Here is an 18,453-nt window from a genome sequence, read left to right on the forward strand (position 1 = left end):
ATAGGATACGAAGTTAATTATTTTAGATGACATTTTTACTATGCATGCATAATAAATTTTAAATAATTCTTTTCCTTTTAGTTTTTGATTTATTCTTACTTTTGCTAATTGATTTAAATTTTACAAATGAAGACAATTCAATTTAGAGAAGCTATCTGCGAAGCCATGAGCGAAGAAATGCGCCGTGACGAGACCGTTTATTTAATGGGTGAGGAAGTTGCAGAATATAATGGTGCCTACAAAGCATCTAAAGGAATGTTGGACGAATTTGGAGCCAAACGTGTTATCGATACACCAATAGCAGAACTTGGTTTTGCTGGGATTGCTATTGGTTCTACCATGACCGGATGTCGCCCAATTGTAGAGTATATGACCTTCAACTTCTCTTTAGTAGGGATTGACCAAATTATAAATAACGCGGCAAAAATCAGACAAATGTCGGGTGGGCAGTTCAATTGTCCTATTGTATTTAGAGGACCAACAGGATCTGCTGGGCAGTTGGGAGCTACCCATTCTCAAGCTTTTGAGAACTGGTTTGCCAACACACCTGGTTTGAAAGTGGTGGTACCATCAAATCCTTATGACGCGAAAGGGCTTTTAAAATCTGCTATTCGCGATAACGATCCAGTAATTTTTATGGAGAGTGAGCAAATGTATGGGGATAAAGGTGAAGTGCCAGAAGGAGAGTATACAATTCCTCTTGGAGTTGCTGAAATTAAGCGTGAAGGTACAGACGTGACCATCGTTTCTTTTGGTAAGATCATCAAAGAAGCCTACAAAGCTGCGGATGAATTGGAAAAAGAAGGGATTTCTTGTGAAATTATCGATCTGAGAACCGTACGTCCTTTAGATAAGGAAGCGATTTTGAAATCGGTTAAGAAAACCAATAGATTGGTGGTGTTGGAAGAAGCGTGGCCATTTGGAAACGTAGCTACTGAGATTACCTACATTGTTCAAGCTGAAGCTTTTGATTATTTAGATGCTCCAGTGGTTAAGATTAACACTGCAGACACGCCTGCTCCTTATTCTCCAGTTCTGTTGGCAGAATGGTTGCCAAATAGCGACGAAGTTGTTAAAGCTGTCAAAAAAGTCATGTATAAATAAACTACTCCCGATAGCTATCGGGATTGCATTATCCAAACTTCATTGGCATTTGTGTTAATGAAGTTTTTTTGTCTTATGAACTTATCCCTACGAGTCCTGTTTTTTTTCTTCGGAATGTGTTCCGTCCTTGCCCAAACCAAAGTAAGTGGTGTTGTGTTTGATGAAAACAATATTTCGGTGGCCTACGCCAATGTGCTTTTTAAAGGCTCTACGGAAGGCACCATTACCAATGAAGAAGGTCGATTTTATCTGGAATCTGACAACACCTATGGTACTCTTATCATTTCCTTTCTTGGGTACGAAACTTTAGAAATTCCGCTCAGTAAAAAGGTAAATTATGAGTTAAAATTCATCCTAAAGGAAGCTGCCGGCCAACTGGATGAGGTGTATATCGTAACAGGTAAACAATCAAAGAAAGAGAGCGAAAATCCTGCAATTGCCATTTTAAAGAAAATTTGGGAACGCAAGCGTCAAAACGGATTGCGTCAGTTTAAGCAATACGAATATGACAAGTACGAAAAAGTTGAGTTTGACATCAATACCATAGACAGTGCCTTAATTAAAAGCCGCTTGTTCAAGGGGATGGAATTTGTATTTGACCAAGTAGATACCAGTAAAGTCACCGGAAAAACCTATCTGCCCATCTTTATAAACGAAGCACGGAGCAAAGTGTATGGCGATAATTTGAAGAATAAGGAAAAAGCCGATTTAAAAGGTAATAAAAACTCTGGCTTCAGTAATAACCAAATGATCATCGATTTTGTGGATGATCTGTATTCTGATTTTGATATTTATGATAATTACCTCAAGTTTTTCGATAAGAGCTTTGTCAGTCCACTCTCAAAAACTGGCGTCAACACTTACAATTATGTGCTTTCTGACAGTACTTTCATCGATAACAAGTGGTGTTACAACATTATCTACTATCCACGCCGAAAAAATGAACTGACCTTTAAAGGCGATTTTTGGGTGAATGACACCACGTTTGCCATTAAGGAAATCAATTTACAAGCCTCTAAAAGTGCCAACATCAACTGGGTCAAGGAAATTTACATTGAACAGGAATTTGAGGTGCTGAATGATTCTATATTTTTAATCAAGCGAGATTATTTTATGTCTGATTTTGCCTTCAACAAAAAGGAAAAATCCCGTGGAATCTATGGAAAACGAACCACGCTCTACGACAATTATCTGTTTGATAGGCCGCGAGATGATAAGTTTTACAGTGAAGAGGTCTACAGCTACAATGAAGATGTGTACAATAGGGATGACGAATTCTGGAATCAAAACCGAATGGAAGCCCTCAGTCAGGACGAGAAAGGCGTGTATAAAATGTTGGATACCCTGCAAACAGTAAAGAGGTTTAAGCAGTTTTATAATATAGGTAGTATTTTAGGCTCTGGCTATGTGGAATTTTCCGAAATTAATTTTGATTACGGACCTATTTTTTCCACATTTGGGTTTAATGAGGTGGAAGGTGTCCGAATTAGAACTGGGGGAAGAACTTACTTTGGACCTAACGATCTTTGGCGCGTGGAAGGCTTTCTGGCTTACGGATTTAGAGATGATAAATTTAAATATGGCATCTCAGGGAAATGGTTGATAGATAAGAAGAATCGATTTATTATCTCTGCCGGAAATAGACGCGATGTGGAGCAAATTGGTGCTAATTTAACATCCTCTACAGATATTTTAGGCCGTAGTTTGGCCTCTTCTTCCCTTATAGGAACAAGTACCAATGATAAGTTGACCAACGTCAGTTTAACCACTGTGGCTATGGATTTGGAGCCGGTAAGAAACCTTGTATTGCGGTTGAGTGGCACCTACAGAACCTTGAGTTCAGCATCAGATACGTTTAGCCTGGATTATTATACGGATGCTACCCAAACGACTACCGAATCAGAAATACAACAATATGAAAATGCCTTTTCAGTATCCTATTATCCAGGCAGAAAAATGACCGGTTTTGGCGTAGAACGACGTCTGGCCAATGATGGTTACCCGAGCTTATTTGCACAAGTTACGCGCGGTGATCAATCGATTTTAAATAGCGATTTTGATTATACCAAACTTCAATTTTCATACATCCAGCCTTGGCAAGTTGGTGGTTATGGCCGATTGACCACTACTCTTGAAGCCGGAAAGACTTTTGGAGAAGTCCCACTGGGATTGTTGAATGTCGTGCCTGGGAATCAATCCTATTTTTCAATTTACAACACCTTTTCGCAACTGGATTACTATGAATTTGTGACGGATACCTATGCGTCCCTGCATCTGGAACACAATTTTAACGGGCGGCTATTCTCGCGTATCCCATTTCTCAGAAAATTGAACTTACGCGAAATTGTTGGTGTAAGAGGGGTTTGGGGAGATGTGTCACAGGGTAATCGCGATTTAAACGCTTCTGGATTGGTGTATCTTGCACCTACGGATACCTTGTATTATGAATACAGCGTTGGGGTGGGCAACATCTTTAAGGTTTTCCGCATCGATTTTAACTTTAGAGGAAATTATTTGGACAATCCAGACGCACGCGCTTTCGGGGTGACGGGAAGTTTTGGATTTAACTTTTAATCTTTTACTCGAACTTGATGTGCAGTTTTACGCGGCAGTTTTACATTAATTAGCTACCAGGTAGGTGACATTAACCAGTGACATGGAGGTCGGGGTTTCTACTTCCGGATTTAAGGGATATTCTTGGTCAAATGTCAATATACAGCTCGAATTTGCTGCAATCTTGTTACAAGAGATGCTAGCGAGTTTCGAATAATTACCATAGTATTCAAAACTGTCTCCAGAAGCTTTGGTGGTTAAGAACGCTAAGCCTTCAACCGAATACCCATTAGGATTATTGAGTTTAATTTCAAACTTTAATTGAGAAGTCTTTTGGCTCGTATCAGGAATAAAAGTAAAATATATAACTTCATAAGTAAAGTTCTTCAAAGGTAGCGGGCCAGTGGTTTCGGGCGCAACAAAGTCACAAGCCACCTCTTCCGTGACGTTATACGTCTCAAATTGGTTGTTGACAATCTTATAATGCTCAATAGGCATCATTTTTGTGCAAGGCCCATCATCGGTGGAACTACAGCTACTCATGAGACCAAAAACTAATAAAGGCAGGATAAGTGAAAAACTTTTTTTCATAACTTCAGGGATTAGCTACGTTGTATGACGTAGATAGTGCCGTCTAATGTAGGAAAAAAACCAAATGGTTTTTTAAGTTTTATAGCAGTGAAGATTCTTATTATTGGAGGATGATAACCCCGATTGACGGAAAGGTATGTGAATTTTTAGAAAGTAGTGCCGCGACTATTGAGATTATTCGAGACGTTTAGTTTTCATATTTTTCAACAAGCCTTTGCCAAAGTCCTTCAAATTTCCGGCTAATTTTAAATGTGGACTGGGGATTTTATCAAGGATCATTTCTAACTTTCCTAATGCAGAATCTACGTTCTGTTCATTCAGTTCACTAAGTTTGATGCGCTCTACAATTTGAATGTGCGGGTCTAAGCTGGGCACCCCTTTAACAAACAAGCGGTAGACGTAGCCAATTTCCACCACTTGACTGTTTTGGAAATAGCCTTTTTTGCCGTTCAAATTCTTATAAGGTTCTACATGAATGATGAAATCTGATTTTTCAGCCCCAGAAATGTAGCCCTTTTCAAATTCTGTTTGTTTTTCCACCCGCATTTGATCTAAAATTTGATTCCTTTCCTTTTCAAATTTGATTTCCTTCGCACTTAAATCGGTCAGGCTTTTTTGTTTTTGATTCGACATGTAGATCAACAGGATGATAATCCAAATGAGTGATGCCGCAATAATGCCTGTGCTAGTGTCTTGTGTCATGTGCTAGGTTTAATACGTATAAAATATAATAATTGGGCAATCCTTCTGTGCAATACTCCGACATTTTCAGAAGAAGATGCATTGCAATGAAGTCCCAATTTATTCCTGTTAACTACCACCAAAATACGATGTTTTAATCAATGTCACAATAATGTCTAAAGGCAAATGATACGAGCAACACTTAAATTAGCTTCCGTTAAGGTGGTTAAACGCGTGTTTAACCGGCCTTTCTAAAATAACACAGGCCTAATATTGCAGATTACAAAGAGTTGCGTATCTTTGCACGCCGAAAATTTGAATAATACGTAATACAAGCCTCACATAAAAAAGGCTATTAAAATAAATAATACTATGAGTCCTAAAGGAAAAAAAACCTTTGATGTGTTAATTGAAATACCAAAAGGAAGCCGTAATAAATTTGAATACGATTTTGAATTAAAGAAGATCCGTTTTGACCGTTTGTTATTTTCTTCTATGATGTATCCTGCTGACTATGGTTTCATTCCTGAAACTTTAGCTTTAGATGGCGATCCGTTGGACGTTTTGGTGCTAGGTACTGAGCCTACCTTCCCAATGTGTGTTGTGGAAGTAAAACCAATTGGGGTTTTCCATATGGCCGATGAAAAAGGAAACGACGAAAAAGTCATTTGTGTTCCGGTTTCTGATCCTATTTGGAATACGCTTAACGACTTATCTGATGTGAATCCGCATCAAATTAAAGAAATCGAACATTTCTTTCAAGTTTATAAAGATTTAGAAAAGAAAAAAGTTGATGTAGGTGGATGGGGAGATGCCCAAGAAGCATACGATATTCTTGGTAAATGTGTGGAACGTTATGAAAATAGCGAGCACAAAACCAACGGGAATTTCACGATTTAAAGAAATTCCTTTTTAGTAATTTTTAAGAACCTCTTATTTTACATAAGGGGTTTTCTTGTTTATCGGTGTTTTTTTTAATTACTTTAGCAATTGTTTAACACTAATCAATCTAAAATAATTATATGGGATCACTAATGATTTACATGCCTATCGCCATGGCAGCGCTCGGCTTAATTTATATGCTTATTAAAAAGTCTTGGGTAATGAAGCAAGATGCCGGAGATGGTAAAATGAAAGAAATTTCAGATCATATCTACGAAGGCGCCCTTGCTTTTTTAAATGCTGAGTATCGTCTGTTAGCTATTTTTGTAGTGATCGTGAGTGTCTTGCTGGCCATCGTTTCAGTAGTGGTGCCAACAACGCATTGGCTAATTGTAATTGCTTTTATTTTTGGAGCCATGTTTTCTGCTTTCGCTGGGAATCTTGGAATGAAGATTGCCACCAAAACCAATGTTAGAACGACACAGGCAGCAAAAACAAGTTTGCCCAATGCCTTAAATGTGTCTTTTGGCGGGGGTACCGTTATGGGACTCGGCGTGGCTGGTCTTGCCGTGTTAGGACTGACCATCTTTTTCATACTATTCTTTCATTTTTTTATGGGTGGCTTATGGTCCACTGAAATGATAACTTCTAACGGGGAATTGATTAGTCAGGGTAATTTTGACATGATCATTGTATTGGAGACTTTGGCTGGTTTTTCACTTGGTGCGGAATCTATCGCACTTTTTGCCCGAGTTGGAGGGGGAATTTATACCAAAGCAGCTGATGTGGGTGCGGATTTAGTAGGGAAAGTAGAAGCAGGGATTCCTGAAGATGATCCACGTAACCCTGCAACCATTGCAGATAACGTGGGTGATAATGTTGGTGACGTTGCCGGTATGGGAGCAGATTTGTTTGGCTCTTATGTGGCCACGGTGCTAGCGGCTATGGTGCTTGGGAATTATGTGATTAAAGATATGGGTGGTGTCATTACTGACGATTTTGGAGGTATTGGTCCTATTTTATTGCCAATGGCCATCGCTGGTGTTGGGATTATCATTTCAATTATAGGCACATTTTTGGTTAAAATTAAAAGTAATGATGCCAAGGAAGCTCAAGTTATGGGCGCCTTAAATCTAGGAAACTGGGTAGCGATCGCTTTGGTGGCCGTTTCCTGTTTTGCATTGGTAAAATGGATGTTGCCAGAAACAATGCAAATGAATTTCTTTGGTGAAGGACTTCAAGATATTTCCTCTATGCGCGTATTTTATGCCACTCTAGTGGGCTTGGTTGTAGGTGCAGTAATTTCTTCCATTACCGAATATTATACAGGTTTAGGTAAAAAACCGATCTTAAAAATTGTTCAGCAATCCAGTACCGGTGCTGGGACCAATATTATAGCTGGTTTGGCCACGGGGATGATCTCTACCTTTCCATCAGTCTTATTATTTGCTGCAGCGATTTGGACGTCTTATGCCTTCGCCGGATTCTACGGGGTAGCCTTAGCAGCTTCAGCAATGATGGCGACAACGGCTATGCAGTTGGCGATTGATGCGTTTGGGCCTATTTCTGATAATGCAGGGGGTATAGCTGAAATGAGTGAACAAGAGCCTATCGTGAGAGAGCGTACGGATATCTTGGATGCAGTTGGTAATACAACGGCAGCTACTGGTAAAGGATTTGCTATTGCTTCAGCGGCCTTAACGTCATTGGCGTTATTTGCTGCCTACGTTACTTTTACAGGAATTGACGGTATTAATATCTTTAAAGCGCCGGTGTTGGCCATGTTATTTGTAGGTGGAATGGTACCTGTAGTATTTTCTGCGCTTGCCATGAACGCTGTAGGTAAAGCAGCCATGCAGATGGTGGAAGAGGTGCGTCGTCAGTTTCGGGAAATTCCTGGAATTATGGAAGGAACCGGAAAACCAGAATACGATAAATGTGTGGCAATTTCAACCGAGGCGTCTTTAAGGGAAATGATGCTTCCAGGCTTATTGACTATTGGATTTCCGATAGTGATCGCTTTTGTTCCAATGATTTTCGGAATGAACAATTTGGCCATTGCTGAAATGTTAGGAGGCTATATGGCTGGCGTTACCGTAAGTGGAGTGCTTTGGGCTATTTTCCAAAACAACGCTGGTGGCGCTTGGGATAATGCAAAAAAATCTTTTGAGGCGGGTGTATTGATCAACGGCGAAATGACTTTTAAAGGCTCTGAGGCGCATAAGGCAGCAGTAACTGGCGATACAGTTGGAGATCCATTTAAAGACACGTCAGGACCTTCCATGAATATTTTAATTAAGCTCACCTGTTTAATTGGGTTGGTAATTGCCCCAATCTTGGGTGGCCACGCCATTGAAAGTACAGTAACTAGCACCCAATTTATAGAAGTTACCAATGGGGTGACTGATGCTTTAGATATTGAAATGGTTTCTGTAGATGCTACTAACGCTAAGGCCATCATTACAAAAACCTATACTGAAAACGGTAAGGTAATGCAGGAAGAAAGCGTTTTGGAAGGCAGTTTAGAAGAAGTAAAGGCTGCCATTGCCAATCTGAAAAACGATATTTGATACACATGATCTGTTGTCCTGACTGTCTGGTGGAGATAAGTCAAGTATTTACAACGTGAAACGATTTGGACGCTTTAAATAGTTGTCTATTTTGTAATAAAATTCTTAATAAAGGCTGCAGCTTCATCATGCAGCCTTTTCATTTTTTAGTAACTTAGTCCTTATGAATTACGATGATTTAACCACATTGGGGATCGCTTTTGGCTTGGGCTTGTTGGTGGGCTTACAGCGTCAGAAAAGTAAAAGCGTAATGGCTGGCGTCCGGACATTCACCCTAATTTCTATGTTGGGGGTCATGGCAGGATTTCTTTCCCGCGAATATGATAATCCATTTATACTTCCTCTTCTGGGATTATGTGTGGCCGCTATGTTGATGATGGCAAATTATATCAAAGTCAAGAAATTAGATCAGGCAGATGTGGGTCAGACTACTGAAATTGCTGCACTCCTCATGTTTGCCATTGGAGCTTACTTGGTGATGGGAAGCCAATTGGTTGGGGTTTTTGTTGGAGCAACCATGGCCGTTTTGCTTTACGTTAAAGAGAAGCTCCACGATTTTATAGACCGTTTAAGCACCAAAGATCTATCGGCTATCATGACCTTGACAGGTATAAGTTTGATCGTCCTTCCTATATTGCCAGACCGCACTTTTGGACCGTTAGATGTTATCAATCCTAGAAACATCTGGCTCATGGTTACTCTTATTGTGGGAATCAGTGTGGCAGGATATTTTATATATAAATTGGTAGGGAAGAAGGTAGGCATCATTTTTAATGGTATTCTAGGAGGATTGATTAGTAGCACGGCGACCACGGTTAGTTATGCTCGCAAGACTAAAGATCAAAAATCCATCAGCAAGATGGCTGTATTTATAATCACTACAGCATCTATGGTTTCTATGATCAGGGTGTTGATTGAAGTTGCGGTGATTGTACCAGAAAAATTAGGTGCGTTATTTTTGCCCATTCTAGCTGAAATCATTGTTGTGGCGGTATTGTCCGTAGCGCTTTTTTATAGCGTCAATAAAGAGGGTTCTGATGAACAGATGCCTGAGCCAGAAAATCCAGCACAATTTAAAAGCGCCATTATTTTTGGGTTATTGTATGGATTTATCCTGTTATTGGTTGCTTTTACCAAGCGACAATTTGGTGACAATGCACTGTATCTAGTATCCATAATTAGTGGTTTGACAGACGTAGACGCCATCACCCTGTCCTTATCACAGATGATGAAAGCGGACCGACTTGAAACCGACTTAGGATGGCGGTTAATTTTATTGGCGACAATTTCCAACCTTGTTTTTAAAGGCGTAATGGCTATTGTCATCGGCGCAAAAGAAATGGCGAAATGGGTTATCATAGTTTTCGGAATAGCCTTAATTTCGGGATTATTAATATTGTGGCTTTGGCCTGATACTTGGCATTTATAATATGAGTTTATTTAAAGAAGACCCCTTACAGGTCATAGTTTTTCAGAGTTACGGTACCGCATCACATTTATACGTGCGCGGAAGAGCGTTAGAAGACGAATCTATTGATTTGGAAGGGAAACACCCCATCAAGCTGCTAATCAATGCTTTTAAGCGTTTTGAAACAGACGAAATTAAACACACGCCCTTACTTTTAAAATTACCCAACGGACGCATTTTTGAAACCAATACGGATGAAGAAGGTTATTTTCTGGTAGATGTGATGGTGGAAGGTTTGGATGCCTTGACCAATGAAGAAGGTTGGTTATCGTTTGAATTGGCTTATAAAGATTTTACCAATACCCGAATCATTCAATTAGACAATCGGTTTCCGGGAGAAATGCTTATTCCTTCGGATAAAGTGTCCTTTGGGGTTGCCAGTGATATTGATGATACTATTTTACATACCGGATTGGTTTCCACCCTAAAATGGCGAGTTATTTATAATACCTTCTTAAAAAGAGCGTCTACACGATCGCCTTTAGAGGGTGCTGCGGAATTTTATCATATGCTGCATCGCGGCAGTTCAGGCGAGGAAGCAAACCCTATATTTTACGTGAGCCACAGTCCGTGGAATATGTATCGATATCTCGAATTTTTTCTCAAAAAGAATGATTTTCCTAAAGGCCCAATCCTGCTTCGCGATTTTGGGAATTTCTTAAATCGGAAGAAGAATAAAGAAAAACCTCAAAAACAGCGCGAGATTTTAAACATCCTAAAAACTTACAGCAACTTAAATCTCATTTTAATTGGCGATAGCGGCGAGCATGATGCCGATATTTATTTAGAAATTGCTGAGCTGTATCCAGACCGAATTTTGGCAATTTACTTAAGAAGTGTGAAGCACAAAAAGAAAATGTTACGCGTTAAAAGTTTATACGAAGGTTACAAAACAACCCCAGTGCTTTTGGTGAACAGCAGTAAGGAGGCCATAGAACACGCTCGAGAGAATGGTTTTATTGCATAAAAAAACCTCACAGATTTTATAAATACTGTGAAGTTTTTGAAAGTCTAGCGAAAGTATTACTGCTTCAACTTTTTGAAATACTCATATATGTCATACTGAGAGCGTATTTCCGGTTTTTTACCCAATTTAACGTACTCGTTCTTTTGTTCTGCATCAATAATGCGCGCTTTTACAGTGTCAGCCATTTGAAGGTCGATCACGTCTCTAATAATCTTGAAATTGTCCGGATCTAAAACTGGCGTGACCACTTCAATACGGTGCGTCAGATTTCGGGTCATCCAATCGGCTGAGCCAATATACATTTTCTCTTCACCTGCATTACCAAAAATATACACACGACCATGTTCTAAAAAGCGATCTAAAATACTGGTCACTTTTATGTTTTTGCTCTGGCCTTTAACACCCGGAACCAAGCTGCACATGCCTCGGACCAATAAATCGATTTTCACCCCTTTATTACTGGCTTCATAGAGTAATTTGATCATTTTTTTGTCCTCTAGGCTGTTCATCTTTAAGATGATGTAGGCTTCCTTGCCGGCTTGCGCCAAATGGATTTCCTTTTCTACCAGACTCACAAATTTGTTGCGCATGGTAAATGGAGAAATCAATAATTTTTTCGCTTTAGGAACGATAAAGATGCCTTCCAACACTAAAAAGAGCTTGTTAAGGTCTTCGGTTATTTTCTCGTTGTTGGTCATCAAACCAAAATCAGTATAGAGTGTAGAGGTGTTTTCGTTAAAGTTGCCCGTGCCAATGTAGCAATAAGAGGTCAGTTGGTCTCCTACTTGACGTTCAATATACAATATCTTGGAATGCACTTTAATTCCCGGATAACTATAGAGCACTTGCGCCCCATTTTCTTTGAAAATTTCGCCCCATTTCAAATTGTTATGCTCGTCAAAACGCGCTTTCACTTCAATGAAAATAATGACTTTTTTACCGTTTTTGGCAGCTTTGGCAATGGCGTTGTTTAAACGCGATTCTTCCGCCACACGGTACAAGGTCATTTTTATAGTAGTTACATCTGGATCTTTGGCCGCTTCTTCCAACAACTTTATGACCGGTTCAAAAGACTGATACGGATAATGCATCAATTGGTCTTTGGTGTCTATAGCCTCAAACATTGAACTGTTTTTTGTGGTAACCGGATGATCGAGGGGAGGAAGCGGTTTAAAATAGAGGTCCTTTTCCGTAGGATTTGGAAATTTGAAGAAATCCTTGAAATTATGATAGGTGCCACCTAAAACCACATCTACATGCGACACGTCTAAAGCTTTCTTAAGCGTATTTTGAAAGTTTTTTGGCATGCGCTGGTCAATTAAAACTCTAGTCGCTTGTCCTGTTTCACGCATTGGAAGGGATTCCTTGATCTTTTCCATCAAATTGCCTGAAAACTCATCTTCAATATACAGTTCGGCATCTCTAGAAATCTTTATGGCGTAGTAAGAAATATCGAGTTCTGGCTGCGATTTATAAAGATTGTACTTAATGATGTCATCAATAAAGGTGATGTAATGTTGATTGTCTTTTGAATCTGGAAACACAAAAAACCGTGGTTCATCTTTGGGAATTCGCACCACCTGAAACGTATCCTCAGAGATGGATGCGGTAATGTATGAACTTTCATTTTCGACAAAAACGGCATCCTTTTTTGAAAACTTAGAATTGTCGAAATCTATTTTGGTTTTTAAGGTCGATTCAAAATAGGCTTCAGCCACCTTTTTTTGAGCTGCGGAGAAATCTCTATATTTGATTAAATGGATACCTTCCTTTTTTAGATCAGGAATGATTTCATTTTGAAATAATTGTCCGAATTCTTGCTGCTGTTCATCAACCTGCACTTTAATTTCAGCCAGCACGCGGTTAGGCTTGGTGACCAGTTTTTTACGCAGTGATTTGTCCAAATCTTTTACTTGCCTGATATCTGAAACCCTTACCCTAAAAAATTCATCTAAATTAGATGAAAAAATAGCCATGAACTTGATCCGTTCATAGAGGGGATTTCGTTTATCTGCAACTTCTTGTAAAACGCGGTGGTTAAATCGTAACCACGAAAGATCACGATGGTAATACTTAGAATTGTAAAGTGGTGAAGCCATAAATTGTGTCTAAAGTCTATCTCCTTTAGCGGAGGTATTAAATTTTTAAAAGAAATTCAAGATGGGAAAATTACAATTTTAAGCGTAAAAATATGTTAGAAAAATGATAAGGTCTTAAAACAATCCATTAATCTCAGCATCAATTGTGTTGATAATGGTTCCCAAATCTTCAGGAATGGTTACAAAATCTAAATTATCGACGTCAATGATCAGGAGTTTTCCTTTGTTGTAGCCATGAATCCACGCTTCATACCGTTCATTCAATCGGCTTAAATAATCAATACTAATGGAGTTTTCATACTCACGGCCACGGCTATGGATTTGTTTGACCAAGTTAGGAATGGAACTGCGTAAGTAAATAAGCAAGTCAGGACCTTGTACAAAAGATTCCATCAACTCAAATAACGATCGGTAATTTTCAAAATCGCGGTTGGTCATTAAGCCCATAGCATGAAGATTAGGCGCAAAAATATGAGCATCTTCATAAATGGTACGGTCCTGAATGATGTCTTTTCCGCTTTCACGAATCTGTAAGACTTGACGAAAACGACTGTTTAAGAAATACACTTGCAAATTAAAACTCCAACGTTCCATCTGATTGTAAAAATCGTCCAAATACGGGTTGTCAACAACATCCTCCAATTGGGGTTCCCATCTGTAATGTTTGGCTAATAATTTTGTAAGCGTGGTTTTCCCTGCACCAATATTTCCGGCTATTGCAACATGCATATTTATTTTAGTTTTAGTTGGAAGTGATGAAGTGTTTCATCGGCGTAAATATACAAGCTTTCATTGGTTACTAAAAACTGTTTTATCAACATTTCAGGGAGCTGAATCGGTACGAGTTGGGTAGAATCTTTGGCTAAAAAATAAAGTCCATTTGCGGTTTGAATGATCAAATTCCCATTGGTTTCGGCAATTTTAAGAAACTTATCATTTTTAATTTTTGAGAGCGTACTACCAAAGTAATTATAAGCGTATAGAAAGTCTTCCGTCAATAACCAGCTATAATTGTAATTGCTTTTTAAGTCCAATACTTTGGATTCTACAGGCAGGGTTACCGCTCTGACCTGATGTGTTCTCAAATCAAAAAGTTCCAATTGTTGGCTGTCCTGGTTAAAAAGCCAAAGGCTGTTGTCGTAAGCTGAGGCGATATGCGTCACGTTTTTGTAGGACTGTATGCTATTAAAATCGAATTTAAAGATTTCCGACAGCCGATTGTCTAAGACCACCACGGTATTGAAGTTTTTATAAAACAAATGGATTTTTAGAGGATTGAAGGCCTCTGCGGAGGTTATATTTCCCAACTGCAAGTTGCTATACGTATAATTGTTTTCGGGATCAGTTTTATAAAACGTATGGTTAATCACAACTAAAAGGCTTCCTAAATTTTCCACATGGGCAATGTAATCGACCTTTAAAGGCATCGTTCCTATATGGGTAACTTCAATTTGCGGTTGAGCAAAAAATGGTGCTGAAATACTAAAGATGAGATAAAAAAACGTCTTCATGGTGGAGGGGAAATTACAAAAATCAAAACATAAACTAACAATTAAAATTACTGCGCAGGTAAATTATTTAGCTCTGCCTCTTTGGGTGAATAATTTCATTTTAAGATAAATTTAACGTTTAACCGATTGACTATTCAATCTTTTGAGAGTCAAACCGCAAGGGTATGTCATCTGAACAGCATCCCGATATAAACTTTAAAATATGAAATCAGTCACAATTACATTTTTTTCGTTACTAATGCTTTTAGGTTCTGCGAGCTTGATGGCGCAAGAATTTCAGGGAAGGGCACATTACATGTCCAAAACCACCATGGACATGAACAATTTTGGTGGTGACCAAATGAGCGAACAGCAGAAGAAAATGATTGCGGAACGCATGAAAAATATGCTAGAGAAAACATACATCTTAAGTTTTAACAGAACGGAGTCCATTTATAAAGAAGAAGAAAAATTAGTAACTCCAGGTGGTGGAGGCGGTGGCCGAATGGGCGGTATGATGGGTAGTTTTACCGCGGGTTCTCAATATAAAAACGTGAAAGATCAACAGCTGATCCAAGATCAGGAGTTTTTTGGCAAACAGTTTCTGATTAAGGATTCCATCCCTCAACTGGAATGGAAAATGGAAAATGAGTCCAAACAAATTGGGCAGTATTTAAGTTTTAAGGCAACGGCGATTAAAAAAGGGAATGATTTGGATTTCGGTAATATGAGACGTCGCAATAGAAATAACGAAAGCACAAGGGATTCGACCAAAACGAATTCGGGCGATGTCATTGAAGTGCCCAAGGAAATAATAGTTACCGCTTGGTATACGCCACAAATTCCGGTCAACCAAGGCCCTGGCGAGTATTGGGGACTTCCGGGTCTGATATTGGAAGTCAATGCAGGTCGCACCACAATTTTGTGCACAAAAATTGAAATCAATCCTACAGATAAAGTGGAGATTAAGGCGCCATCAAAAGGTAAAGAGGTTACCAAAAAGGATTATGAAGCTATCGTAAAAGAAAAAACAGAAGAAATGCGGGAAATGTACGGCGGTAGAGGTCGTGGCCGTAACTAATTTCACTGATCCAACTTAACTAACCACATCAAAATTTTTAGAATGAAACATTTCATTACACTGGCGCTACTTTTAGTAGTAGGCACGGCTGTTGCTCAAATAAAAATAGAAGGCGTTGTAAAAGATAGTATTGGCAACCCATTAGAGCTTGCTAATGTTATCGCCATCAATCAAGAAACCAAGGGTTTGGAGTCTTACGGGATTTCTAATGCACAGGGCCAATACAAACTTGCTTTGACCAAAAATAACACCTATACCATTCAAGTAAGTTATATAGGGATGAAGACTTTTGAAGAAGTCTTGACCATTAAAGAGTCGGAGCTCACCAAGAATTTCACCTTAAAAGATGACAATACGCTAGATGCGATTCATCTGACCTATGAAATGCCAGTAACCATTAAGGGGGATACGCTGACTTACAATGCCGATTCGTTTAATAAAGGCACTGAACGAAAACTAGAAGATGTTTTAAAGAATTTGCCTGGCGTAGAAATTAATGCCGATGGGAAAATTGAAGTAGAGGGTAAAGTGGTCAATAAATTAATGGTCAACGGGAAGGATTTTTTTGACGGCGATTCAAAATTAGCCACTAAAAACATTCCATCAAATGCAGTGGATAAAATTCAGGTACTACGCAATTACGCTGAAGTTGGGCAGTTAAGTGGGGTTCAAAATAACCAAGACAATGTGGCCATCAACATTAAATTAAAAGAAGGTAAGGAAAATTTTTGGTTTGGTAATGTTACTGTAGGCGGAGGTGTTGCGCCATCGCCCAATGACGAGTTGTATTTGGTGCAGCCCAAATTATTTTATTACAGTCCTAAATACAGTGTCAATGTGATAGGCGACATCAATAATACTGGAGAAGTGGCACTAACTGGTCGCGATATTCGGAATTTTGGCGGCGGCTTTAGACGCCCGAGCAGCAACAGCGGTACGAGTATTAATTTAGGTGATAATGGGTTGGGGAGTTTAACCAATTTGGGGAATGCGCAATCTATAGAATCTAAATTAGGTGCTTTCAACTTTAGTTACGCACCCAACAAAGCCTTAGATATTAGCGGATTCGCTATCTATAACAGCAATAGATTAAAAACGCGCCAAGAAAGTTTTGTGCGCTATACCGATTCTGATTTGGGTATTCCTGATGAAGAGAAAATTGAAACGGGTCGTGAAGCCACCAATCAAGGTCTGGGCAAATTGAGTCTTCGCTACAAACCCGATGTAAATAATCAGTTGGATTATGATGTGCTGGGACGCATTTCCAATGATTCTGAAGACAATCGTGTTTTTTCCTCAGTTGTAGGGAATACCAATCAATTGGATGAAGCGAAACCTTTTAGCATCAATCAAAATGTCAGTTATTATTACACTTTAAACGAAAAGAATATTTTTGCATTTGAAGCCCAACATTTGTTTAAGGACGAGGATCCGTTTTATAATGCCATGTTGGTTAATGATCCTACAAATAACGAGGGACCAATTGATGAACAGGATGCTTTTGACAATACGGCCGCAGGTTTAGGGCTCAATAGAGATCAATTTGGATACAATTTAAATCAAGAGCGGCGCATCAAGTCTAACCAGTTGGATGCCAAGCTCGATTATTATTATATCTTGAATGCCAAGAGTAATATCAATTTTACTTTAGGGACGATATTGAGCCATCAACAATTCGATTCTAATATCTTCCAATTTTTAGACGATGGGTCTTACTTTGATCCGGAAGCAGTGTTAACAGATAGTGACGGGAATGTGCTTCGAAATGAGAACGATACGGAATATGCGTTTAGCGATGTATATTTGGGCGTGCATTACAGATTGAAATCGGGAATCTTTACCTTCACACCTGGCTTCTCTTTGCATGAGTATGGTAATAAAAACACCCAATTTGGAGACACTTACCAAGATGATTTTTTTAAAATTCTTCCCGATTTTGAAACCTTAATACAATTTAAGAAGAGCGAAAGTTTGACTTTTCGTTATAGCATGCAAAACTCATTTACTGATGTTACTAAGTTAGCGGAAGGCTTAATTTTAAATAATTATAACAGCATTCAATACGGGACGCCAGATTTGCAAAATGCCTTATCGCACAATTTAAGTTTCCGCTACTTCAGTTTCAATTTGTTTAACTACACCAATATTTTTGCGTCGCTCAACTATAACAAAAATATTGACCAAATCAGGTCTGTCACCCAATTTGATAATGTCATTAGGACCAGTACCTATTTCAATTCTAACTTTGCTGATGAGAGTGTCTCAGCGTTTGGGCGGATGCAGCGTACTTTTGGCAAGTTGAGAGCAAGCCTAGGTGTCAATTACAATTACAGCAAAAACAATCAATTTATACAAGGGAGAAGATCGGTTAATGAGAGTTTTTCTCAAAGCTATTCGCCAGAATTACGAACCAATTTTAAGAAGGCACCTAATTTAACTTTAAGATATCAGTATAGAATCACTGAAAATAATCAAGGTAGTAATGATACCAAATTCATCACCAATGCGCCATCTATAGAGTTTGATGCGTATATCTGGAATGCGTTTACTTTACGTACAGATTATTCTTACACCAAACAGACCAGTGATGTCGGCCCGTCAGATGCTTACCAAACCTGGAATGCCAGTTTGGCCTATCGGAAAGATAAGGATGCGAAATGGGAATACGAGTTAAGGGCGTCCAACTTGTTGAACATTGATTCCAACATCAACAACGGTTCAAACAATATTTCAGTTTACAGTACAGAAACTTTTGTGTTACCACGATTTGTAACCTTTAGATTGATCTATACCTTATAAGCAACTTTAAAATTTACAATCTATAAAGGCAATTTCCAGGAGATTGCCTTTTTTTATTAGCTTTCAGTTGCTCATGCTATCAATTACGGCCGATACGATCATTTGAGGGTTCTTAAGATGCCTAATAGTATCTAGTAATTTCACTTAGCAGCTTATAGACCGCTGGCA

At 38.9% G+C, this 18,453-nt stretch carries 13 protein-coding genes; 8 read left to right on the top strand and 5 right to left on the bottom strand.

Going from position 1 to position 18,453, the window contains the following annotated elements; genetic code table 11:
- Positions 1 to 126: 126 nt before the first annotated feature.
- Positions 127 to 1,104, top strand: a complete 978-nt coding sequence (locus tag ES711_RS12710; RefSeq protein ID WP_146893681.1) for a pyruvate dehydrogenase complex E1 component subunit beta — start codon at positions 127 to 129, stop codon at positions 1,102 to 1,104.
- A gap of 75 nt (positions 1,105 to 1,179) precedes the next feature.
- Positions 1,180 to 3,678: a DUF5686 and carboxypeptidase-like regulatory domain-containing protein gene (locus ES711_RS12715; protein WP_146893682.1), complete on the top strand. Its 2,499-nt coding sequence runs from the start codon at positions 1,180 to 1,182 to the stop codon at positions 3,676 to 3,678.
- Between the two features lie 45 nt (positions 3,679 to 3,723).
- On the opposite strand, the gene ES711_RS12720 is transcribed toward ES711_RS12715, so the two are convergent.
- Positions 3,724 to 4,248, bottom strand: a complete 525-nt coding sequence (locus ES711_RS12720) for a hypothetical protein (protein ID WP_146893683.1) — start codon at positions 4,246 to 4,248, stop codon at positions 3,724 to 3,726.
- Between the two features lie 174 nt (positions 4,249 to 4,422).
- Positions 4,423 to 4,950 carry a hypothetical protein gene (locus ES711_RS12725; RefSeq protein ID WP_146893684.1) on the bottom strand — a complete coding sequence of 176 codons (528 nt, stop codon included), beginning with the start codon at positions 4,948 to 4,950 and terminating at the stop codon, positions 4,423 to 4,425.
- Between the two features lie 351 nt (positions 4,951 to 5,301).
- On the opposite strand from ES711_RS12725, the gene ES711_RS12730 reads away from it, so the two are divergent.
- The 4 genes from ES711_RS12730 (at position 5,302) to ES711_RS12745 (ending at position 10,816) form a co-directional block, all read left to right on the top strand.
- On the top strand, positions 5,302 to 5,829 hold the full coding sequence (locus ES711_RS12730; protein WP_146893685.1) for an inorganic diphosphatase: 528 nt from the start codon (positions 5,302 to 5,304) through the stop codon (positions 5,827 to 5,829).
- Positions 5,830 to 5,951: 122 nt separating this feature from the next.
- Positions 5,952 to 8,381 carry a sodium-translocating pyrophosphatase gene (locus ES711_RS12735; RefSeq protein WP_146893686.1) on the top strand — a complete coding sequence of 810 codons (2,430 nt, stop codon included), beginning with the start codon at positions 5,952 to 5,954 and terminating at the stop codon, positions 8,379 to 8,381.
- A gap of 163 nt (positions 8,382 to 8,544) precedes the next feature.
- Entirely contained in the window at positions 8,545 to 9,810 is a 1,266-nt protein-coding gene (locus ES711_RS12740; protein ID WP_146893687.1) for an MgtC/SapB family protein, read from the top strand.
- 1 nt (position 9,811) lies between these two features.
- Positions 9,812 to 10,816, top strand: a complete 1,005-nt coding sequence (locus ES711_RS12745) for an App1 family protein (RefSeq protein WP_146893688.1) — start codon at positions 9,812 to 9,814, stop codon at positions 10,814 to 10,816.
- Positions 10,817 to 10,872: 56 nt separating this feature from the next.
- Here the strand turns inward: ES711_RS12745 and ppk1 are convergent, their stop codons facing one another.
- The 3 genes from ppk1 to ES711_RS12760 all read right to left on the bottom strand — a co-directional run bounded on the left by ppk1 (position 10,873) and on the right by ES711_RS12760 (position 14,426).
- Entirely contained in the window at positions 10,873 to 12,915 is a 2,043-nt protein-coding gene (gene ppk1, locus ES711_RS12750) for a polyphosphate kinase 1 (RefSeq protein WP_146893689.1), read from the bottom strand.
- Positions 12,916 to 13,029: 114 nt separating this feature from the next.
- Complete coding sequence (locus ES711_RS12755) at positions 13,030 to 13,644, bottom strand: deoxynucleoside kinase (RefSeq protein ID WP_146893690.1); 615 nt, start codon at positions 13,642 to 13,644, stop codon at positions 13,030 to 13,032.
- A gap of 2 nt (positions 13,645 to 13,646) precedes the next feature.
- Positions 13,647 to 14,426 (bottom strand): hypothetical protein, encoded by a 780-nt coding sequence (locus ES711_RS12760; RefSeq protein WP_146893691.1) that lies wholly within the window; start codon positions 14,424 to 14,426, stop codon positions 13,647 to 13,649.
- Between the two features lie 202 nt (positions 14,427 to 14,628).
- On the opposite strand from ES711_RS12760, the gene ES711_RS12765 reads away from it, so the two are divergent.
- Both ES711_RS12765 and ES711_RS12770 read left to right on the top strand, forming a co-directional pair.
- The gene (locus ES711_RS12765; RefSeq protein ID WP_146893692.1) at positions 14,629 to 15,486 is read left to right on the top strand and encodes a GLPGLI family protein; all 858 of its coding nucleotides are present in this window, start codon (positions 14,629 to 14,631) and stop codon (positions 15,484 to 15,486) included.
- Positions 15,487 to 15,528: 42 nt separating this feature from the next.
- Positions 15,529 to 18,285: a carboxypeptidase regulatory-like domain-containing protein gene (locus tag ES711_RS12770; RefSeq protein ID WP_146893693.1), complete on the top strand. Its 2,757-nt coding sequence runs from the start codon at positions 15,529 to 15,531 to the stop codon at positions 18,283 to 18,285.
- The last annotated feature ends 168 nt before the right edge of the window (positions 18,286 to 18,453 follow it).

The sequence above is a fragment of the Gelidibacter salicanalis genome (assembly GCF_007997285.1).
Taxonomy (GTDB): domain Bacteria; phylum Bacteroidota; class Bacteroidia; order Flavobacteriales; family Flavobacteriaceae; genus Gelidibacter; species Gelidibacter salicanalis.

Bases quoted from the DNA above. Each gene is read 5' to 3' on its own strand.
- ES711_RS12710 (WP_146893681.1), top strand. From the start codon at position 127: ATGAAGACAATTCAATTTAGAGAAGCTATCTGCGAAGCCATGAGCGAA.
- ES711_RS12715 (WP_146893682.1), top strand. From the start codon at position 1,180: ATGAACTTATCCCTACGAGTCCTGTTTTTTTTCTTCGGAATGTGTTCC.
- ES711_RS12720 (WP_146893683.1), bottom strand. From the start codon at position 4,248: ATGAAAAAAAGTTTTTCACTTATCCTGCCTTTATTAGTTTTTGGTCTC.
- ES711_RS12725 (WP_146893684.1), bottom strand. From the start codon at position 4,950: ATGACACAAGACACTAGCACAGGCATTATTGCGGCATCACTCATTTGG.
- ES711_RS12730 (WP_146893685.1), top strand. From the start codon at position 5,302: ATGAGTCCTAAAGGAAAAAAAACCTTTGATGTGTTAATTGAAATACCA.
- ES711_RS12735 (WP_146893686.1), top strand. From the start codon at position 5,952: ATGGGATCACTAATGATTTACATGCCTATCGCCATGGCAGCGCTCGGC.
- ES711_RS12740 (WP_146893687.1), top strand. From the start codon at position 8,545: ATGAATTACGATGATTTAACCACATTGGGGATCGCTTTTGGCTTGGGC.
- ES711_RS12745 (WP_146893688.1), top strand. From the start codon at position 9,812: ATGAGTTTATTTAAAGAAGACCCCTTACAGGTCATAGTTTTTCAGAGT.
- ppk1 (WP_146893689.1), bottom strand. From the start codon at position 12,915: ATGGCTTCACCACTTTACAATTCTAAGTATTACCATCGTGATCTTTCG.
- ES711_RS12755 (WP_146893690.1), bottom strand. From the start codon at position 13,644: ATGCATGTTGCAATAGCCGGAAATATTGGTGCAGGGAAAACCACGCTT.
- ES711_RS12760 (WP_146893691.1), bottom strand. From the start codon at position 14,426: ATGAAGACGTTTTTTTATCTCATCTTTAGTATTTCAGCACCATTTTTT.
- ES711_RS12765 (WP_146893692.1), top strand. From the start codon at position 14,629: ATGAAATCAGTCACAATTACATTTTTTTCGTTACTAATGCTTTTAGGT.
- ES711_RS12770 (WP_146893693.1), top strand. From the start codon at position 15,529: ATGAAACATTTCATTACACTGGCGCTACTTTTAGTAGTAGGCACGGCT.